The following is an 18,734-nucleotide window of genomic DNA, read 5'->3' as shown; positions in this document are numbered from 1 at the left end:
TTAAACAGGAAGAAGTTAATGAAGTTGAAGCGTAAAGCCGCTTTATCTGCAGTAGCAGTGGGTGTATTAAGTGCATTGGGTACTGCTGTTGCAGCACCCGTTTATAAAATTCAAAATATTGAGGATTTCGATTTCGTCGGTCCGGGTAAAGGAACACTCGAATCCACGAGAAACGGATATGCACAAGGCGTTAATTCGAAAGATGAATTAGTGGGTATTGCTCTTGGCCGTAAAAAGTTAAACCCAGAGGATGTTGACGATGAGTTCGTTGATGCTGATGACGGCATCGCACCATCGGAAGCTATCTCTTACAGTGTTAACTCTGAAATTATTGCCAATAATTATCCTTTTGTTGCCAGTGAAACTTGGGTTCCTACTTTTGAATCGATTAATGGTGCCACAGCGCCTAAAGATTCCACTGATACTGATGCAGTAGACTCAGTCGATGCGCAATACTTTGGCATCAATGAAGACGGTATTAGAGTCGGTAATATGAGCGCAGCAGAGAAAACGCTTCCTTATGACGGCGACGATACAGAGCAAAAGTATTGGTTTTACAGAGATTATGAACAACAAGCCGTTGCAGTAAAGGATGGCGAACAAATTGACTTGCCTTCTCCATATACTTCGTATACTAACGATGAAGGAGAAACTGCTGATATTGGTGGTTTCTCAGGAGCAACAGCTATTAATGTAAATGGTTTAGTTGTTGGTTACGCAGGGATAGATATTTCAAAAAACAGTAAAGACAATCTAGATAATGATTGTTTAAATAATGATAATCGCTCGCTTCCTCTTCCTATCTGTATTCAACAAGATCAATTCCCTGACTCTAGAAATGTTAGAAGAGTTAATTATCAAGTGCGTGGTTATGTATGGCAAATTGATTCAAACAACACTGTCACTCCACAAGCATTACCATTAGGTTTTACACCCGACGAAAATGATAACAGTATTTATAGTGCTCAAGCTTTAGGTGTTAACGATGAAGGTGTTGTAGTTGGGCGATCTTATGTCGAGCGTGAAGGGAATAGTAACCGAAGGCGCTACGATGCTGCTTTCTGGACTAAAAAAGATGATGGCTCATATGAATATCACTGGATCCCTGTTCCAGATGTAAAAGATGATAGAGAATCGATTGCCTATGATATTAATAACAACGGTATTGCTGTAGGTTCGTACTCAACTTTCTTTAGCACTCAAACTTCACCAGTTGATAAATTCTTCTATTACGATACTAAAGCTGATAATGCAGAAGTCGTTACTCCAGAAGACTTTACCGGCAAAGTATCAGATTTAAGAAGTCGTGGGCGTGCCATTAATGATGAAGGTCAGGTAGTTGGTTACACTGAAACTACGAATGAATCAAGTACAACTCGTCCTCATGTAGGGTTCCTATTTGATATTAATGAAAAAACATTCAGTAATATCAACACATTACTTACTTGTGACTCTGTAGGTTATGAAAGAAACAGTGATGGGAAGTGGGCAAGACATAAAGTTGAAGTAACGGATGGCACAGGCAAGACGCTTACTTACGACAGTAAAATTTCAGTTGTTGATGCTACTGGTATTAATGATGATGGGACAATTGTAGGTACTGCACTAATTCAGAGACCTGCTTACCAAGTCGACGTGAACGGAAATCCAATTGTCGATCCTGAAACGAAAAAGCCATTGTTTGTATTAGATGCAGATGGAAATCCTGTGACCAATGCAATTCCTAGAATGGTTGTCCTAAAACCTGCTGCAGAAGGTGAGGAAGCTTGCGATATTACTGATGCACCTGAAGAAGTTAAATATGAACGTAAAGGGGCTGCAATCTTTTCAGGCCTTTTAGCTTTAATTCCATTCGCCTTCTTTAGAAGAAGGTTTAAGAAGTAGTTAAAGTTATAAAAAAAGAGCAGCTAAATAGCTGCTCTTTTTTATTATAGAGAAACTATTAAGATTCTAATGCATCTAAGAAACGTTCAGCGTCAAGTGCGGCCATACAACCAGCGCCTGCAGAAGTAATCGCTTGACGATAATGTTGATCCATTACGTCACCACATGCAAATACACCTTTCACAGAAGTTTGAGTAGCATTGCCTTGTAAACCGCTTTCAACTTTGATGTAACCATTGTTCATTTCAAGTTGGTTCTCAAAAATTTGAGTGTTTGGTTTATGGCCAATTGCGACAAAAACACCAGCAACGTCTAGGTCTGAAATATCACCAGATTCAGTGCTTTTAAGTTTTAAGCCAGTAACGCCCAACTGGTCACCAACAACTTCATCCATAGTTTGCTTCAGATGAAGTACAATATTACCAGACTCAACTTTTTTCATTAGTCTATCAGTCAGGATCTTCTCACTGCGGAAAGTATCACGACGATGTACTAAATGAACTTCTGAAGCAATATTGCTTAAATAAAGCGCTTCTTCAACGGCAGTATTACCACCACCAATTACCGCAACTTTTTGGTTACGATAAAAGAAACCGTCACATGTTGCACAAGCCGAAACGCCTTTGCCCATAAATTCTTGCTCAGAATCAAGGCCAAGGTACATAGCAGAAGCACCTGTAGCAAGAATTAATGCGTCACATGTATATTCCCCTGAATCACCTTTTAAACGGAAAGGGCGCTCAGATAAGTCAGTTTCATTGATGTGATCAAAAATAATTTCGGTATTAAACTTTTCAGCGTGCTTTTGCATACGCTCCATTAATGCTGGACCTGTAAGATCTTCTGCATCACCTGGCCAGTTTTCCACTTCAGTAGTCGTAGTTAATTGACCACCTTGTTGCATACCAGTAATCATTACAGGGTTTAAGTTAGCTCTAGCTGCATAAACTGCGGCAGTATAACCAGCTGGGCCTGAACCCAAGATCAAAAGCTTACAATGACGAGCTTCAGTCATTTTATTCTCCGTGCGTTAGCAAATTGCTGAGATTGTATGGAATTTAGATAGGGTGGTAAAGGTAAAAATTTCGATTGCCTTAATCGATTCTTTATAAAAAAAGGGAAGCTCCAGCCTCCCTTTGTAAATAAATCAATACGATTAGATCATTTGTTCAGCAGGTACGTAATCCATACCATGAGCTTCAGCAACTTCTTTAATGGTCACTTTACCGTGTATTACGTTAAGGCCATTTAATAAATGCTTATCTGATTGAAGGGCTTTCTTGTAGCCCATCTTCGCCAACTTCATGATGTAAGGTAGCGTTGCATTGTTTAGTGCAAATGTAGATGTACGAGCTACTGCACCAGGCATATTAGCCACACAATAGTGAACAACATCATCAACAATGTATGTTGGGTCTTGGTGAGTCGTTGCTTTTGAAGTTTCAGCACAACCACCTTGATCTATTGCAACATCCACAATGGCACTGCCTGGCTTCATACGAGCGATATGATCACGGGTAACTAGTTTTGGTGCAGCTGCACCTGGAATAAGAACACCACCAATAACTAAATCTGCTTCTATAACATGACGTTCAATTGCATCAGCTGTCGAATAAACAGCTTTAACTGTTGAACCAAATTGCACATTGATTCGACGAAGAGCATCAATACTTCTGTCCAGAATAGTTACGTCTGCGCCCATACCAACAGCCATTTGTGCAGCGTTACAACCAACCATGCCGCCACCAATAATAACGACTTTAGCAGGTTCTACGCCTGGTACGCCACCTAAAAGCATGCCACGGCCACTCTTAGATTTCTCTAGCGCCATTGCGCCTGCTTGAATAGACATGCGTCCAGCAACTTCTGACATTGGCGCTAAAAGAGGAAGAGCACCACGATCATCTGTAACCGTTTCATATGCAATACATACTGCACCGCTATCAACTAAATCTTGAGTTTGAGGTAAATCTGGAGCTAAGTGTAAATAAGTAAATAAGATTTGATCTTCACGTAAACGAGCACGCTCCACGGCTAATGGCTCTTTAACTTTAACGATCATTTCTGATTGTTTAAAAACATCATCAGCCGTTTTTAAAATTTCTGCGCCTGCATTGATATAATCTTGATCTGAAAACCCAATACCTTCACCAGCAGTCGTTTCAACAAATACAGAGTGACCATGTAAGGTTAGCTCACGCACACTTGATGGAACCATACCTACACGGTATTCATGGTTCTTAATTTCCTTAGGAACACCAATAATCATTTTTCAAGCCTCGAATTGCATAAAATCCCACTTTTTTAGGGGAATTGTTGTTATTTTAGTCATTCTGAGATGATTATCTCAGAGGGATTTAGTATAGTATCCATGTTGTAGTTTATGTTGCTAAACTTTGGATGCCTGCAGCATAAAACACCTTTTTTTATGGAAAAAATGGTTATAAATATGTCATATAATAAAAAGAGTCCTATAAAAGACTTGGATCGTATTGATAAAAACATACTTAATGAACTTCAAATGGATGGCCGCATTTCTAATGTGGAATTATCTAAAAGAGTCGGACTAAGCCCTACCCCTTGTTTAGAACGTGTAAAAAGATTGGAGAAGCAAGGCTTTATTAATGGATATATAGCTCTAGTTAACCCGCATTATCTTGGTGCATCACTTCTAGTTTTTGTAGAAATCACACTAAGGAAAGACAGCGCAGAAGTTTTCGAAGACTTCAATCGAGCTGTTCAGTTATTGGACGACATTCAAGAGTGCCATCTTGTATCAGGAGATTTCGATTACCTATTAAAAACTCGTGTAGCAGATATGTCTGCTTATCGTAGATTATTGAGTGAAACATTACTTAAACTTCCATCTGTTTCTGACACTCGTACCTATGTAGTAATGGAAGAAGTAAAACAGTCGAGTAGAATTGCAATTAATCCTACTATTGATTATTAAATATTCACACTAGACTTACCGAGGGAGCAAAATGCTCCCTTTTTTATCGTTTTTTTAATCTCCTAACCTCTAACACTGCACAATTCATAGTATTCTGGTATCTTTAACAACTGGATTTATTTTTTATTTTTTGGTCAATAAGGCATATAGATTTGATGCAGGGAAACACCAAAACAAAATTAACAGGTGTGCAAAGACTTTTTGAAGGTGGACTCGTTTTATCTTGTATGTTTGCCACGCTTGTTTTAGTTGCACTCGCAAGTTTTAATCCTCTTGATTCTGGATGGAGTCAATCAAGCAGCGGCGAAAAGGTCACTAATGTAACTGGGCCTTTTGGTGCATGGATTGCAGATATTCTTTTGTATTTTTTCGGCTATGTTGCTTTCTTCATTCCAATGATAATTGCAGCTTCAGGCTGGATGTTGTTTAAGCGGGCATATCGGCTTTTAGAAATCGATTACTTCACTGTAGCACTTCGGCTTATCGGCTTTTTCTTACTTCTTTTTAGTATCGCAACGTTAACCAGTTTAAACGCCGATGATATATACCAATATTCAGCGGGAGGATTGGTTGGTAACGTCATTGGCCATATTATGGTCAGTTACTTTAATGTTATCGGAACGACATTACTTCTATTATGTTTCTTAATTTCCGGTTTCACCTTATTGACCGGTATTAGTGTTTTAACGGTCATTGAATGGATTGGTCAGGGCTTAATAGGCGTATTTAATTTTCTCGTCTGCTTACCTGACAGATTTAACCGAAGTGGTCGCGATGCAGAACAAGAATCAAGTAGTTTTATGGCGCTAGTCGATCGAGTTAAGCGTGCTAGAGAAAATAAGAAAGATGCTCAGCTTGAAGAGCGAGATGATGCTGAAGCTGTTGAAAAAGTTGAACCTGTCTTTGCGTTTCAGAATAAGAGGGATGATGATCAACTCGTTGAGTTAGATAATCAGAAACTGGATACTGTTCCAGTAAAGAAAACAAAATCCAAACAAGAAAAAGCCAAAGTTGTCGATGGCATTATTGTCATTCCTGGGCAGGAAGACAAAGTAGCGCCGAAAGATATGCCTCCATTGCCTGACATTTCTTTACTCGATGTCCCAAATCGTAAAAAGAATCCAATCAGTGAAGAAGAGTTAGAGCAAGTCGCGCGTTTAGTGGAAATTAAGTTAGCCGATTTTAATATTGTTGCCAAAGTAGTGGGCGTATTTCCTGGGCCTGTGATTACCCGTTTTGAACTTGAATTAGCGCCGGGTATTAAAGCATCTAAAATTACAAATCTAGCGAAAGATTTAGCACGCTCGTTACTTTCTGAAAGTGTTCGCGTAGTTGAAGTTATTCCTGGTAAACCATATGTAGGTATTGAATTACCCAATAAGTTCCGCGAAACCGTATTTATGCGTGATGTACTGGATTGTGACGCTTTCGAAAAGAGCCAGTCCACGTTATCTATGGTGCTAGGACAAGATATTTCAGGTGAACCTGTTGTCGTTGACTTAGGTAAAATGCCACACTTATTGGTTGCAGGTACAACAGGTTCTGGTAAGTCCGTTGGTGTAAATGTGATGATCACCAGCTTATTGTATAAGTCTGGCCCAGACGACGTTCGTTTCATCATGATTGACCCAAAAATGTTGGAATTATCGGTTTATGAAGGTATTCCACATTTACTGTGTGATGTAGTAACAGATATGAAAGAAGCCGCTAATGCACTGCGCTGGTGTGTTGGTGAGATGGAACGTCGTTATAAACTGATGTCTGCTCTTGGTGTACGTAACCTCAAAGGTTATAACGCTAAGGTTGCTAAAGCGAAAAGTGAAGGTGAACCAATTCTTGACCCTTTATGGAAGGCAAATGAAGGTATGGATGATACAGCGCCAGAATTAGAAAAGTTACCTTCGATTGTGGTTATTGTGGATGAATTTGCTGACATGATTATGATTGTCGGTAAAAAAGTTGAGGAACTGATAGCACGTATTGCCCAAAAAGCGCGTGCAGCAGGTATTCATCTTATTTTAGCAACGCAACGTCCTTCAGTTGATGTCATTACTGGTTTAATCAAAGCTAATGTACCAACTCGCATGGCTTTCCAAGTTTCTTCGAGAGTGGATTCTCGTACTATCCTAGATCAACAAGGTGCAGAAACTTTACTTGGTATGGGGGACATGCTTTATTTACCTCCGGGAACTTCAGTGCCAATACGTGTTCACGGTGCATTTATTGACGATCATGAAGTACATAAAGTTGTTGCTGATTGGAAAGCTCGTGGTAAACCACAGTATGTGAGTGAAATCCTTAATGGCTCTAGTGAAGGTTCTGAAGTTTTATTGCCAGGAGAGGCATCGGAGTCTGATGAAGATACTGATCCTCTTTATGATGAAGCGGTCGCATTTGTAACAGAAACTCGCCGTGGCTCAATCTCAAGTGTGCAGCGAAAATTTAAAATTGGTTACAACCGAGCCGCAAGAATTATTGAATCAATGGAAGCTGCTGGAGTTGTAAGTTCTCAGGGGCATAACGGTAATCGAGAAGTGCTAGCACCACCGCCACCAAAATCGGATTTTTAAATGAATAAAAGTAATATCATCAGTTTTTGCTGCTCAGCATTTTTGCTGTCAGGAGTAGCTTTTTCTAATCAGAGTTTGGCTAATGAAGCTGACCAACTAAAACAAAAGTTAGCTAATGTGACGTCTTTACATTCTACATTTAAGCAGACTGTCGTAGATGTTAATCACAAAGTTATTCAGCAAGGTCAGGGAACGTTTGCTTTAGCAACGCCAAGTAAGCTGTATTGGCATCTTACTCAGCCTGATGAATCTTTGATCGTCACGAAAGGAGACAGTGTTTGGGTTTATAATCCATTTGCTGAAGAAGTAACTGTGATGGACCTTGCACAAGCTATTGCCTCGTCACCGATGACATTGTTAATACATCGAGATGATAAAACATGGTCGAATTATGATGTGACCAAACATGGTCATTGCTTTGAAATTAAGCCAAAAGCGACGGACGTAAACGTTTCAAAAGTAGAGTCATGCTTTGATAATGAAAAGCTCTCTAAGTTTGTAATCCATGATGCTCAGGGTAATACCAGTACTTTTGACTTATCACATCAGAGAATGTTGAAGCCTCACGAAACTTCGTTATTCGATTTCACTCCGCCGAAAGGTGTTGATATTGATGATCAACGCCAAACTAAAATTCAGCAATAGAGAATAAAGTGTCAAATTTTTCACTCGATTTCGCTCCTGATTTTCGTCCACTTGCGGCACGAATGCGCCCTGAAAAATTGGATGAATATATTGGACAATCTCATATATTAGGCGCAGGAAAACCTTTAAGAAAATCCCTTGAAAACGGCAAAGCACATTCAATGCTGTTTTGGGGACCTCCAGGTACAGGAAAAACAACACTAGCAGAGCTTATTGCTAATTACGCTAATGCTCATGTTGAACGTATCTCTGCGGTGTCATCAGGTGTTAAAGATATCAGAGCAGCAATTGAGCAAGCAAAGGCTGTTGCACAATCTCGCAGTCAACAAACCCTATTATTTGTGGATGAAGTCCATCGTTTCAATAAAAGTCAGCAAGATGCGTTTTTACCGTACATTGAAGATGGCACAGTTATTTTTATTGGTGCCACGACTGAGAATCCATCATTTGAAGTTAATAAGGCTTTATTATCTCGAGCTAGAGTTTATTTGATTAATAAGCTCACAGAGGATGAAATTCAATTGCTTTGTACCAGAGCGCTATCCGACAAAGAAAAAGGCTTAGGTACACGTAAGCTAAGTATGCCTGATGATGTGTTACTTAAATTAGCAAACTTAAGTGACGGTGACGGAAGAAGGGCACTTAATTTACTTGAATTGATGGCAGATATGGTTAACGACGGTGATGAGTTAACCCTAGAGATGCTGGTTCAAGTAGCAGGACATCAAATTGCCAGTTACGACAAAAAAGGTGATCAATTTTACGAATTGATCTCTGCAGTTCATAAATCGGTTCGAGGTTCAGCTCCAGACGCTGCTTTATATTGGTTCTGTAGAATTCTAGAAGGTGGTGGCGATCCGCTTTATGTCGCTCGTCGATTATTAGCCATTGCATCAGAAGATATTGGTAACGCTGACCCTAATGCGATGACGGTTGCGTTAAATGCATGGGATTGTTTTCATCGAGTTGGTGCTTATGAAGGAGAACGTGCCATTGCACAAGCGGTGTTGTACCTTGCCAGTGCACCAAAAAGTAATGCAACATATATTGCATTCTCTAATGCAAGGGCATTAGCAAGAGAAACGGGTGACGTTGATGTACCTATGCATCTTCGTAATGCTCCAACAACACTCATGGAAGAAATGGGAATGGGTAAAGACTATCGCTATGCCCACGATGAACCTAATAGCTATGCTGCTGGCGAGAACTACTTCCCCGAAACCTTAAAAACAGCACAATTTTATCACCCAACAGATCACGGGTTTGAAAAGCGTATTAAGCAAAAACTTGAGCAATTATCTGAACTTGACGTAAGTAGCGAGACAAAAAGATATGATTAATCTGCTCTATGTGGCACTCGGTGGTGCAGTTGGTGCAAGTTTACGCTATTTAATTTCATTATTTATGATTCAAGTGTTTGGAACTGGTTTTCCTTTTGGTACACTGCTCGTAAATATAATTGGCTCATTTTTCATGGGAATCATATACGCCTTTGGCGAACATATGCATGAAAGCCATATTTTGAAAGCCTTTATTGGTGTTGGAATGTTAGGTGCGTTAACCACCTTTTCTACATTCTCTAACGAAACACTGTTGCTGTTTCAACGTGGAGAATGGCTCCAAGCTTTTTTTAACGTATTGCTGAATGTCGGCATATGCCTGTTTATGGTATATCTTGGTCAGCAGTTCATAATTTCTCGCATTTAACTAAAAGAAATCAATCATGTTAGATCCTAAATACCTTCGTAATGAAGTTGAACAAACCGCTGAAAGACTTGCAAGTCGCGGTTATATTCTAGATGTTGCTCGTATCACTAAACTTGAAGAAGAACGTAAGTCACTTCAAGTTGAAACTGAAGAATTACAAGCGAAGCGTAACTCCATTTCGAAATCCATTGGTCAAGCAAAAGCAAAAGGTGAAGACGTTGCACCAATTCTTGCTCAAGTGGGTGATTTAGGTGCGCAGCTAGATGCTAAAAAAGCTGAACTAGCGAAACTTTTAGAAGAGTTACAAGACATTTCTATGAGTCTACCTAATTTGCCAGATGAATCTGTGCCTGTAGGAAAAGACGAAGACGAAAACATAGAAGCTCGTCGCTGGGGTGAACCAAAAGTTTTTAACTTCGAAGTAAAAGATCATGTTGATCTTGGTGAAGCCCTAGAAGGTTTGGACTTTAAAAATGCTGTTAAACTGACTGGTTCGCGCTTTATCGTGATGAAAGGTCAAATTGCTCGTATGCATCGTGCATTAGCACAGTTAATGCTTGATACGCATTCTGAACAGCATGGTTATACAGAAGCTTACGTCCCTTACTTAGTAAACAGCGATAGTTTACTAGGAACGGGGCAGTTGCCAAAATTTGGTGAAGATTTATTCCATACCAAACCAGCAACTGAAGAAGGGCAAGGCTTAAGCTTAATTCCAACAGCAGAAGTACCGCTAACCAACTTAGCGCGTGACACCATTGTTGATGAGTCTGAATTGCCAATTAAGTTTACTGCTCATACGCCGTGCTTCCGAAGTGAAGCAGGTTCTTACGGTCGTGACACTCGTGGTCTAATTCGTCAACATCAGTTTGATAAAGTTGAATTAGTTCAATTAGTTCGTCCTGAAGACTCAATGCAAGCACTTGATGATTTGACTGGGCATGCCGAAAAGATTCTTCAGCTTTTAGGTCTTCCATACCGTGTAATGACACTGTGTACAGGCGATATGGGTTTTGGTGCTACGAAAACTTTTGATCTTGAAGTTTGGTTACCTGCGCAGAAAACGTATCGTGAAATATCTTCATGTTCAAATATGAAAGATTTTCAAGCTCGTCGAATGCAAGCACGTTTCCGTCGCCAAGGTGAGAAGAAACCTGAATTACTGCACACCCTGAATGGTTCAGGTTTGGCTGTTGGTCGTACTCTTGTGGCGATTCTTGAAAACTATCAAAACGAAGACGGTTCAATTACCGTTCCTGAAGTGCTTCGTGGTTATATGGGTGGCTTAGAAAAGATTGGTTAATCTTTTCTTCCTACAAAAAAAACCTCAAGCTTTGTTTGAGGTTTTTTTTAGGGATACATTAATAAAACGTTTAAATGCATTTAGCTGGTTTAGGTAAGCCAGCGATTTTAGTTGCTTGTTTTGCTGGGCCTTCAGGAAACAATTTATAAAGATATTTAGAATTACCTTTGTCCTCACCCATTGATAACTTAATTGCTTTTACTAACGCACGAATTGCAGGGCTTGTTTTGTACTCTAAGTAAAACGCTCTAACGAATCGCACAACTTCCCAATGAGCATCACTCAGTTCAATTTCATCTGAGTTTGCAATTAACTCTGCGATTTCTTCATTCCAAAGTTTGAAGTCTAGCAAATAGCCTTGTTTGTCTGTTTCTATTTCTTGACCATTATAATTAATACTGCTCACCAAGTAATAACCTTCTTATGTGTTACTGTTAATTCTACAAATTGCTCATAGCTGATCATTTCAAAGTGCTTAATCTTAGATGACAAGTTTAAGGCATTAGCGTCATCGAGCAGTACTTTAACCGAGTGTCCCTTTAAGAAGTGTTCATAATCTTGCTTTAAAAGACCTGGAATAGCTTCACCAGCTAGCACGATACTATCATTGCTAGATTTATAGATTAGGCAAAGTGCTAGAGCGTTATCTCGAATAATTGAGGTCTGTATCAAGTGTAAATTCATTAGAATACTAAGACCTCATCAGCGTCATTGATTAATGATTTTATTCGAGAAGTAGTCACTAAGGTTGCGTCAATAATCAGTTCAGACTTTTCAATTAAATTTTGCGAAAGGGCATTCTCGCAAACATAGATATCTTCGATATCATATAAAGGTAATGCCTTGAAGGTAGAAATATAATCCTTTCCGCCGGCTAATTCTGGTTTTTGATTTTTAATAAGATTAAAAACACCTTCATCGATGAATATCAATTTCACTGTTTGTTCAAAACTGGCACTGAGCATGGCTAAGTCTAAGGCTTCACGGCCTTTGCTATTAAAAGCAGGATTCGTTCTGAATATTATCGTTAATTGCTTCATTAAAACGTCACCACTTTATCCGCTTTTTCAATACCTGTGATTAAGTCACCAAGCCCGGCCATTACAAACGGAGCAGAAACATTATATTGCGGTAAGCCTTCTTCTTGAGACTCAATTTCTGTCACAACCCCGCGTCTTAATGCTGCGGATACACAACAAACTAATTCGATATTGTATTTGGAAGCGAGTGATTTCCAACTCTTATTGACATTGTGTTCGTCTGAAGCAGGGCAGATAAGCTCATTGGCGTGAGAAACACCATCTTGATAGAAAAACACTTTTAATATGTGATGGCCAGCTTCTAGTGCACTTTCTGTGAACTTGATAGCTCTGTATGCAGAGCTTGAACCATAAGCTGGGCAAGTAACTTGTATTAAAAATTGACTCATAAACTGTATAGAGCTCAAATAAAAATGACCCGAATAATCGGGCCATTATAGCGGTAAGTTACTACCGTTGCGATATTAATGCTTCATATAAAAGCTTAATCGTCGTTTGCTAAACCTAACAAGTTTAAAAGACTGATAAACAAGTTTATGAAGTCTAAATACAATGAAACGGTTGCACGAATGTAGTTGGTTTCACCGCCATTAACGATTCGGCTTGTATCATATAAGATGAAACCCGTCATTAATAATGCGATACCAGCATTCATCGCCATAAATAGCATGCCGCTACCAACAAAGATATTTATCAGCATTACACCAATCATGACGACTAAGCCTGCAATTAAAAAGCCTCTCATGAACGAGAAATCTTTTTTAGTTGTCAATGCATAACCGGATAGTGAAACGAAGATGATTGAGGTTAAGCCTAATGCTTGCATGATCAATGATGGACCATTCGCAAACTGAAGGTAATGATTAAGAATGTAACCTAAAGATGCACCTTGGAGTCCTGTAAATGCGAACACCCAGACAATACCTGAAGCACCTTCAGCTTTTTTAAGAGTAACAAAAAGTAGAACAAATGCACCAATAGACATACCAATTGAAGCCCAACGACCGATTCCGATCATGGTTGCAATTGCGGCACAAACAGCCGAAAAAGCTAATGTCATTGATAGCAACATATAGGTGTTGCGAATCATTTTGTTGACGACAACTGTGTTGGCATCATTTGAATAAATCGTATTTTGATTCATTTCATTTTCCTTTTGATAACGAAACGGTTTATCAACTTAGACAAAACAACAGAGTGTAAGTTCATAATTGCCGTTACTTTAACATTTTAGCTCACATTTATTCTATAAATGATTAATTTTTTGTGTTGCTAAGTTAGTTGGTATTGTTCATGAGAGCCATTGTTTATGGAGTTGCTCTGTTTCACCAAGGTAATCCAATAACCATTGTAACGCCTCAGAGGGTTTGTCATTACGCCAAGCGATGCAACAAGCCTCCGAAGGAAGTGGTTGTTCAAGATGTTTTTCTTTTAACCGGCCAGCTTGGATAAACATTTCCACTAAATGTCTAGGGAAAAAGCCAATGCCTAACCCCGTACCAACACAATTAATCGCTCTGATCCAATCTGGAACAATAATGCGCCTTTGGTTAGGCAAACGCCATAAATCTCTTTTAGGTGTATCTTTGGCGGTATCTTCAACACATACAACAGGAAATTCTGCTAATGATTCATTCGTTAATGGTGTATCAATTGCAGCGAGAGGGTGCTTTGCACTCACACAGAATGTCCACTCGACTTCTCCCATATCTCTGAATTTGTAATAACCACCGTTAGGAATAGCAGCAGTAGAACCTATAGCTAAATCACTTTCACCTGAAGTTAAACTTTCCCAAACTCCATTGAATACACCCATTCTGACCGCAAGTTCGACATCGTCGAACTCTTTATAGAAATCTGCAATTAATGCACTGATTTTATCAGCTCTAATTAGAGTATCAAACGTAATCGAAAGTGTTGGCTGCCAATTATTGGCGATACGCTGAGTAGATGATTTAACTTCTTGGATTTGTTTCAGTAGTTCTCTAGCGTGACCGATAAAATGCTCACCAGCAGGTGTTAAGGTAACGCTACGATGATGTCTAATGAATAACTTAGTTCCTAAATCATCTTCAGCTTGTTTGATTGAATAGCTAACCGCTGATGGCACTTTATTTAGATGATTAGCTGCTGCTGTAAAACTGCCGAGCTTGGCAACAAGATCGATAAGGCTGAGGGTAGATTCAGATAACATAAGCGCAATTCTCTGCTGTGAATTATTTTCAACGATATAAACAATAGTAACTTTTGTTTGAATAATCAACGTTATGGTTAAAGGTTTATCAACTTTGAATGATTTTGTTTGAAGAATAGTCGGTTAAACAAAATATATTGATGTAGCGCTTTACAACTATCGAGGAAATCAGTATCTTTATCGGCGTTCGGAGGGGTGGCAGAGTGGTCGAATGCACCGGTCTTGAAAACCGGCAACGGTTTATCCCGTTCCAGGGTTCAAATCCCTGCTCCTCCGCCATCATTTAGAAAAGCCGCTTAATAGAGCGGCTTTTTGCTTTCATTCATTAAGTGCCCACTAATTTATATTTTTTCTATTCTGAAGGTTTCGTTCTAATGGTTAAATGCCGTTGGCAATCAGTGTTGGCACTTTGAATTTTTGTTGTAGTATTACTATTGATTGTTTAAGTCTTTAGGTATGCAATAAGCAATAGAAGTTCGATCGTTAAAATTTTTGTCTTCGGGGACGAAAACTTTCACACCATTCCTATCAATCTCTTTTGCTTTAGTTAATACGTTCTGCCCATCAGCTGAGAGCAATTGAATAACAGTTTCAGCTGCAAGTTCACAAGTTGTAAGGTTTGCGAACTCTTGTGAGAGAGTTTGCCCGTAGCCACTCCCATAGCCATAGCCATATCCTTCGACATTATTTTCTGGTTTTTCATACTTGAAGCCAGTATGACTTTCGGTATGGCTTTTGTAGTGGAGTAATATATATGGTGCTTCTTCTGCCATAGCAGTACTTTGGCAGCTTAAAGCTAATAGAGTAGAAAAAAAAACTAATTTGATAGTCATATGAGAGTCTCATGCTTTAAATGAGATATGTTACGATACGTTGTCTGAATACGAACTGACAAAAAATGGCTGCTCAGCTTAATGAGTAGTTTCAACTTAATGTCGAATACCATTTTAGTGTTTTTATAAATTTACCATGTCATGTTTAACTTAAAGCTTTTTATCAATTCTAAATTGAGAAATCACTGACTGCCCTTATATATAAGGGCAAAGTGGTAAGTGTGAATTTGACTATTCTAATCTCTGACGTTATAAGCTGTTCTTTAGAATGGCTTTTTGTGTAAATGAAAACTTTTCTTCAATGACTGAAATCTTTTCAGTGTCAGACTCAGTTAACCTTGTGAACTACTCGGAATACAATAAGCAATAGAGCTTTTATCATTAAAGCCTTGGTTATTAGGCACAAAGACTTTTACATCATCTCTATCAATTTCTCGTGCACTTATACTGACACTCATTCCGTCAGATGATAGTGTTTGGATCACTGTTTTTGCGGCTAGCTCACAACCTTTAAGATTATCAAATCGTTGTGAGACTGCTTGTCCATTACCATATCCATAACCATAATCGAATATGCCACGATCGTTAACTTCGTGGGCCATTGAGTGAACGGCTTGGCTTTTATAATGAATCATAATATAAGGGGACTCACTCGGGATTTCACTCGCAAAGGCTGGACTTAGGGAGCAAAAATAAAGTGAAGCTAGAATTAATGGTGATTTGTAATTCATGACTACCTCTTTATATAGTTGGTAAGTCCAGACATGCTAGCATTTAAAAACTGAACTGACCCTTGCTACATTAATCCCAGTCAATAGTGAACTACTATTTTTAATATAATCCCTGAAATAATCTTATTTTGCATAAAAAAATGCCTTGAACTTTATTCAAGGCATTTCACTTTTAAGTTGAGTAAATTAGCGATTAATCTTTGTATTCTTTGCCGTAGAAGCTTGCTAATAAAAGCTCTTTAAGCTCTGAAATCAATGGGTATCGAGGGTTTGCACCAGTACATTGATCATCAAATGCATCTTCGGCAATTTCGTCTAACTTCGCTAAGAAATCAGCTTCGTTTACACCAGCTTCTTGGATAGATGCTGGAATACCCACTTGAGCTTTAATATCTTCAATAGCAGCAATAAGTTTTTCAACTTTCTCACTATCTGATTCTCCGCCCAGTTTTAGGTGGTCAGCAATTTCGGCGTAACGACATTTCGCTTTAGGTCGATCATACTGGCTGAATGCAGCTTGCTTAGTCGGCAAATCAGTAGCATTAAAGCGGATAACATTTGAGATCAACAATGCATTCGCTAAACCATGCGGTACATGGAATTCAGCGCCAATTTTATGTGCCATTGAGTGACAAATACCTAGGAATGCGTTCGCAAATGCAATACCAGCAATTGTGGCACCGTTATGCACTTTCTCACGAGCTAATGGCGCATCTGCCCCTTTTGCGTATGAATCAGGTAGATACTTAACGAGTAGATCCAGCGCTTGTAATGCTTGTCCGTCACTGTATTCATTTGCCATAACGCTTACATAAGCTTCTAAAGCGTGTGTAATCGCATCAACACCGCCAAATGCCGTAAGTGATTTAGGCATATTCATAACTAGGTTCGGGTCAACAATAGCCATATTAGGCGTTAACTCGTAATCAGCAATAGGGTATTTTTGACCAGTTTGTTCATCAGTAACAACTGCGAATGGTGTTACTTCTGAACCAGTGCCAGAAGTCGTTGGAATTGCAACCATCTTTGCTTTTTTACCCAGTTTAGGGAATTTATAGATACGTTTAGTAATATCCATAAAGCGAAGCGCAAGATCAGCAAAATCGACATTCGGATGTTCGTACATGACCCAAATGATCTTTGCTGCATCCATTGGTGAACCACCACCTAGTGCGATAATCACATCAGGTTGGAAGCTCATCGCAACATCTGTACCTTTTTTAACTACTGCTAAGGTAGGATCTGCTTCAACATCGTAGAATACTTCGGTTTCTAGACCTTGAGCTTTTAATATTTTAACGGTTTCGTCACAGTAGCCATTATTGAATAAGAATTTATCAGTAACGATTAATGCACGACGTTTGTCACTAAGCTCTTCTAAAGCGATAGGTAAGCTACCACGGCGGAAGTAGATAGAAGAAGGGAGTTTGTGCCAAAGCATGTTTTCAGCCCTCTTAGCAACAGTTTTCTTATTGATTAAGTGACTTGGGCCAACGTTTTCAGAAATTGAGTTACCACCCCAAGAGCCACAACCTAGTGTCAATGATGGAGCAAGTTTGAAGTTGTATAAGTCACCAATACCACCTTGTGAAGCTGGCGTATTGATAAGAATACGTGCAGTTTTCATTCTGAAACCAAACTGCTTCACGCGGTCTTCTTGAGTATCTTGGTCTGTGTATAATCCAGAAGTATGGCCAATACCACCAAGTGCAACAAGTGCTTCTGCTTTATCCAAAGCTTCTTCAAAATTCTTCGCACGATACATGCCTAATAATGGAGATAACTTTTCATGGGCAAATGCTTCAGCATCTTCGATTTTACTGACTTCACCAATAAGGACTTTAGTCGTATGAGGTACTTTGATGTTAGCCATTTCTGCAATTTTAATCGCGCTTTGACCAACGATATCTGCGTTCAAGCCACCATTTTTAAGGATGACCTTTTGCATCGCTTTTGTTTCTTTTGTGGAGAGTAAATGACCACCATGCGTCGCAAAGCGTTCTTTTACTTCATCATAAATACTGTCTACGATGACTACTGCTTGCTCAGAGGCACAAACAACACCATTGTCGAATGTTTTTGACATTAATATTGAGCTAACAGCACGCTTAATATCTGCTGTTTCATCAATTACGATTGGTGTATTACCAGCGCCAACACCGATTGCTGGTTTACCAGAAGAGTAGGCAGCTTTAACCATGCCTGGTCCACCCGTCGCCAAAATCAGATTCATTTTGTCATGAGTCATCAGCTGATTTGATAACGCAACACTTGGTTCATCAATCCAACCAATAATATCTTTTGGTGCGCCAGCGGCTATTGCAGCTTCTAAAACTAGTTTAGCTGCAGTCGTAGTCGACATTTTTGCACGCGGGTGCGGTGAAAAAATGATACCGTTACGAGTTTTGAGACTGATCAGTGCTTTAAATATTGCAGTTGAAGTAGGATTCGTTGTTGGAACGATACCACAAATTAAACCAACTGGTTCGGCAATAGTGATAGTACCAAAGGTATGATCTTCTTCTAAAATGCCACACGTTTTTTCATCTTTATATTTGTTGTAAATATATTCTGATGCAAAATGATTCTTAATCACTTTGTCTTCAAGAACACCCATTCGGGTTTCTTTTGCAGCCATTTTTGCGAGTGAAATACGAGCGTCTGCAGCAGCTAATGCAGCAGCTCGAAAAATCTTGTCCACTTTTTCTTGGCTAAAATTAGCAAACTCAGCTTGAGCTTTTGCGACATTATCGACGAGAAGATCAAGCTCTTGTTCGTTTGTTACTGGCATATGATGATTCCTATAAAAATATTTAGGCAAATCTTACTTGGCTAAATGTTCTTTCTATTACGAAATTTACCGTGATATGGGGT

Annotated in this window: 18 protein-coding genes and 1 tRNA gene; 8 read left to right on the top strand and 11 right to left on the bottom strand. The window is 39.2% G+C overall.

Translation table 11 applies throughout. The features are described from left to right. The first annotated feature begins 18 nt into the window (after positions 1 to 18). The gene (locus tag AC1EU2_RS09250) at positions 19 to 1,884 is read left to right on the top strand and encodes a DUF3466 family protein (protein ID WP_480297979.1); all 1,866 of its coding nucleotides are present in this window, start codon (positions 19 to 21) and stop codon (positions 1,882 to 1,884) included. Between the two features lie 58 nt (positions 1,885 to 1,942). Here the strand turns inward: AC1EU2_RS09250 and trxB are convergent, their stop codons facing one another. Both trxB and ald read right to left on the bottom strand, forming a co-directional pair. Continuing rightward, positions 1,943 to 2,899 (bottom strand): thioredoxin-disulfide reductase, encoded by a 957-nt coding sequence (trxB, locus tag AC1EU2_RS09245; protein WP_480297978.1) that lies wholly within the window; start codon positions 2,897 to 2,899, stop codon positions 1,943 to 1,945. Positions 2,900 to 3,040: 141 nt separating this feature from the next. Further along, positions 3,041 to 4,153: an alanine dehydrogenase gene (gene ald, locus AC1EU2_RS09240; RefSeq protein ID WP_480297976.1), complete on the bottom strand. Its 1,113-nt coding sequence runs from the start codon at positions 4,151 to 4,153 to the stop codon at positions 3,041 to 3,043. Between the two features lie 180 nt (positions 4,154 to 4,333). On the opposite strand from ald, the gene lrp reads away from it, so the two are divergent. The 6 genes from lrp (at position 4,334) to serS (ending at position 11,062) form a co-directional block, all read left to right on the top strand. Next, the gene (gene lrp / locus AC1EU2_RS09235; RefSeq protein ID WP_129947710.1) at positions 4,334 to 4,837 is read left to right on the top strand and encodes a leucine-responsive transcriptional regulator Lrp; all 504 of its coding nucleotides are present in this window, start codon (positions 4,334 to 4,336) and stop codon (positions 4,835 to 4,837) included. 155 nt (positions 4,838 to 4,992) lie between these two features. Continuing rightward, entirely contained in the window at positions 4,993 to 7,407 is a 2,415-nt protein-coding gene (locus AC1EU2_RS09230) for a DNA translocase FtsK (protein WP_480297974.1), read from the top strand. Continuing rightward, the gene (lolA, locus tag AC1EU2_RS09225; protein ID WP_480297972.1) at positions 7,408 to 8,052 is read left to right on the top strand and encodes an outer membrane lipoprotein periplasmic chaperone LolA; all 645 of its coding nucleotides are present in this window, start codon (positions 7,408 to 7,410) and stop codon (positions 8,050 to 8,052) included. A gap of 62 nt (positions 8,053 to 8,114) precedes the next feature. Beyond that, positions 8,115 to 9,392, top strand: a complete 1,278-nt coding sequence (locus AC1EU2_RS09220) for a replication-associated recombination protein A (protein ID WP_480298128.1) — start codon at positions 8,115 to 8,117, stop codon at positions 9,390 to 9,392. Continuing rightward, on the top strand, positions 9,385 to 9,759 hold the full coding sequence (crcB, locus tag AC1EU2_RS09215) for a fluoride efflux transporter CrcB (protein WP_480297970.1): 375 nt from the start codon (positions 9,385 to 9,387) through the stop codon (positions 9,757 to 9,759). The genes AC1EU2_RS09220 and crcB overlap by 8 nt, the downstream gene beginning before the upstream one ends. Positions 9,760 to 9,775: 16 nt before the next feature. Then, complete coding sequence (serS, locus tag AC1EU2_RS09210; protein WP_480297968.1) at positions 9,776 to 11,062, top strand: serine--tRNA ligase; 1,287 nt, start codon at positions 9,776 to 9,778, stop codon at positions 11,060 to 11,062. Positions 11,063 to 11,132: 70 nt separating this feature from the next. On the opposite strand, the gene AC1EU2_RS09205 is transcribed toward serS, so the two are convergent. From AC1EU2_RS09205 to punR, 6 genes are all read right to left on the bottom strand, one after another. Beyond that, complete coding sequence (locus tag AC1EU2_RS09205) at positions 11,133 to 11,471, bottom strand: TusE/DsrC/DsvC family sulfur relay protein (RefSeq protein ID WP_480297967.1); 339 nt, start codon at positions 11,469 to 11,471, stop codon at positions 11,133 to 11,135. After that, positions 11,465 to 11,746 (bottom strand): sulfurtransferase complex subunit TusB, encoded by a 282-nt coding sequence (gene tusB, locus AC1EU2_RS09200; RefSeq protein WP_480297965.1) that lies wholly within the window; start codon positions 11,744 to 11,746, stop codon positions 11,465 to 11,467. Before tusB ends, AC1EU2_RS09205 begins: the two co-directional genes overlap by 7 nt. Next, positions 11,746 to 12,102, bottom strand: coding sequence for a sulfurtransferase complex subunit TusC (gene tusC, locus AC1EU2_RS09195; protein WP_480297963.1), 357 nt, complete (start codon positions 12,100 to 12,102; stop codon positions 11,746 to 11,748). The genes tusB and tusC overlap by 1 nt, the downstream gene beginning before the upstream one ends. After that, a complete protein-coding gene (gene tusD / locus AC1EU2_RS09190) occupies positions 12,102 to 12,491 on the bottom strand; it encodes a sulfurtransferase complex subunit TusD (protein ID WP_480297961.1) in 390 nt (129 codons plus the stop codon). The genes tusC and tusD overlap by 1 nt, the downstream gene beginning before the upstream one ends. 95 nt (positions 12,492 to 12,586) lie before the next feature. Further along, positions 12,587 to 13,246, bottom strand: a complete 660-nt coding sequence (locus AC1EU2_RS09185; protein WP_480297960.1) for a Bax inhibitor-1/YccA family protein — start codon at positions 13,244 to 13,246, stop codon at positions 12,587 to 12,589. Positions 13,247 to 13,393: 147 nt separating this feature from the next. Continuing rightward, entirely contained in the window at positions 13,394 to 14,296 is a 903-nt protein-coding gene (gene punR / locus AC1EU2_RS09180) for a DNA-binding transcriptional activator PunR (RefSeq protein WP_480297959.1), read from the bottom strand. A gap of 189 nt (positions 14,297 to 14,485) precedes the next feature. Here punR and AC1EU2_RS09175 point away from each other — a divergent pair. Continuing rightward, positions 14,486 to 14,575: transfer RNA gene (locus tag AC1EU2_RS09175), tRNA-Ser, on the top strand. Between the two features lie 152 nt (positions 14,576 to 14,727). On the opposite strand, the gene AC1EU2_RS09170 is transcribed toward AC1EU2_RS09175, so the two are convergent. From AC1EU2_RS09170 to adhE, 3 genes are all read right to left on the bottom strand, one after another. Next, entirely contained in the window at positions 14,728 to 15,129 is a 402-nt protein-coding gene (locus tag AC1EU2_RS09170) for a hypothetical protein (RefSeq protein ID WP_480297957.1), read from the bottom strand. 332 nt (positions 15,130 to 15,461) lie between these two features. Further along, positions 15,462 to 15,860: a hypothetical protein gene (locus AC1EU2_RS09165; RefSeq protein WP_480297956.1), complete on the bottom strand. Its 399-nt coding sequence runs from the start codon at positions 15,858 to 15,860 to the stop codon at positions 15,462 to 15,464. A 193-nt stretch (positions 15,861 to 16,053) separates the two neighbouring features. Continuing rightward, positions 16,054 to 18,651: a bifunctional acetaldehyde-CoA/alcohol dehydrogenase gene (gene adhE / locus AC1EU2_RS09160; protein ID WP_480297954.1), complete on the bottom strand. Its 2,598-nt coding sequence runs from the start codon at positions 18,649 to 18,651 to the stop codon at positions 16,054 to 16,056. Between the last annotated feature and the right edge of the window lie 83 nt (positions 18,652 to 18,734).

Source organism: Parashewanella sp. 2304DJ23-3 (assembly GCF_056591695.1).
This window is presented reverse-complemented; position numbering and strand designations above follow the sequence as displayed.

Excerpts from the sequence above, each read along its gene's own strand:
- AC1EU2_RS09220 (WP_480298128.1), top strand. The coding sequence starts at position 8,115 with ATGCGCCCTGAAAAATTGGATGAATATATTGGACAATCTCATATATTA.
- ald (WP_480297976.1), bottom strand. The coding sequence starts at position 4,153 with ATGATTATTGGTGTTCCTAAGGAAATTAAGAACCATGAATACCGTGTA.
- AC1EU2_RS09230 (WP_480297974.1), top strand. The coding sequence starts at position 4,993 with ATGCAGGGAAACACCAAAACAAAATTAACAGGTGTGCAAAGACTTTTT.
- AC1EU2_RS09170 (WP_480297957.1), bottom strand. The coding sequence starts at position 15,129 with ATGACTATCAAATTAGTTTTTTTTTCTACTCTATTAGCTTTAAGCTGC.
- lolA (WP_480297972.1), top strand. The coding sequence starts at position 7,408 with ATGAATAAAAGTAATATCATCAGTTTTTGCTGCTCAGCATTTTTGCTG.
- punR (WP_480297959.1), bottom strand. The coding sequence starts at position 14,296 with ATGTTATCTGAATCTACCCTCAGCCTTATCGATCTTGTTGCCAAGCTC.
- serS (WP_480297968.1), top strand. The coding sequence starts at position 9,776 with ATGTTAGATCCTAAATACCTTCGTAATGAAGTTGAACAAACCGCTGAA.
- trxB (WP_480297978.1), bottom strand. The coding sequence starts at position 2,899 with ATGACTGAAGCTCGTCATTGTAAGCTTTTGATCTTGGGTTCAGGCCCA.
- lrp (WP_129947710.1), top strand. The coding sequence starts at position 4,334 with ATGTCATATAATAAAAAGAGTCCTATAAAAGACTTGGATCGTATTGAT.
- AC1EU2_RS09250 (WP_480297979.1), top strand. The coding sequence starts at position 19 with ATGAAGTTGAAGCGTAAAGCCGCTTTATCTGCAGTAGCAGTGGGTGTA.
- adhE (WP_480297954.1), bottom strand. The coding sequence starts at position 18,651 with ATGCCAGTAACAAACGAACAAGAGCTTGATCTTCTCGTCGATAATGTC.
- tusC (WP_480297963.1), bottom strand. The coding sequence starts at position 12,102 with ATGAAGCAATTAACGATAATATTCAGAACGAATCCTGCTTTTAATAGC.
- tusD (WP_480297961.1), bottom strand. The coding sequence starts at position 12,491 with ATGAGTCAATTTTTAATACAAGTTACTTGCCCAGCTTATGGTTCAAGC.
- AC1EU2_RS09185 (WP_480297960.1), bottom strand. The coding sequence starts at position 13,246 with ATGAATCAAAATACGATTTATTCAAATGATGCCAACACAGTTGTCGTC.
- AC1EU2_RS09165 (WP_480297956.1), bottom strand. The coding sequence starts at position 15,860 with ATGAATTACAAATCACCATTAATTCTAGCTTCACTTTATTTTTGCTCC.
- crcB (WP_480297970.1), top strand. The coding sequence starts at position 9,385 with ATGATTAATCTGCTCTATGTGGCACTCGGTGGTGCAGTTGGTGCAAGT.
- tusB (WP_480297965.1), bottom strand. The coding sequence starts at position 11,746 with ATGAATTTACACTTGATACAGACCTCAATTATTCGAGATAACGCTCTA.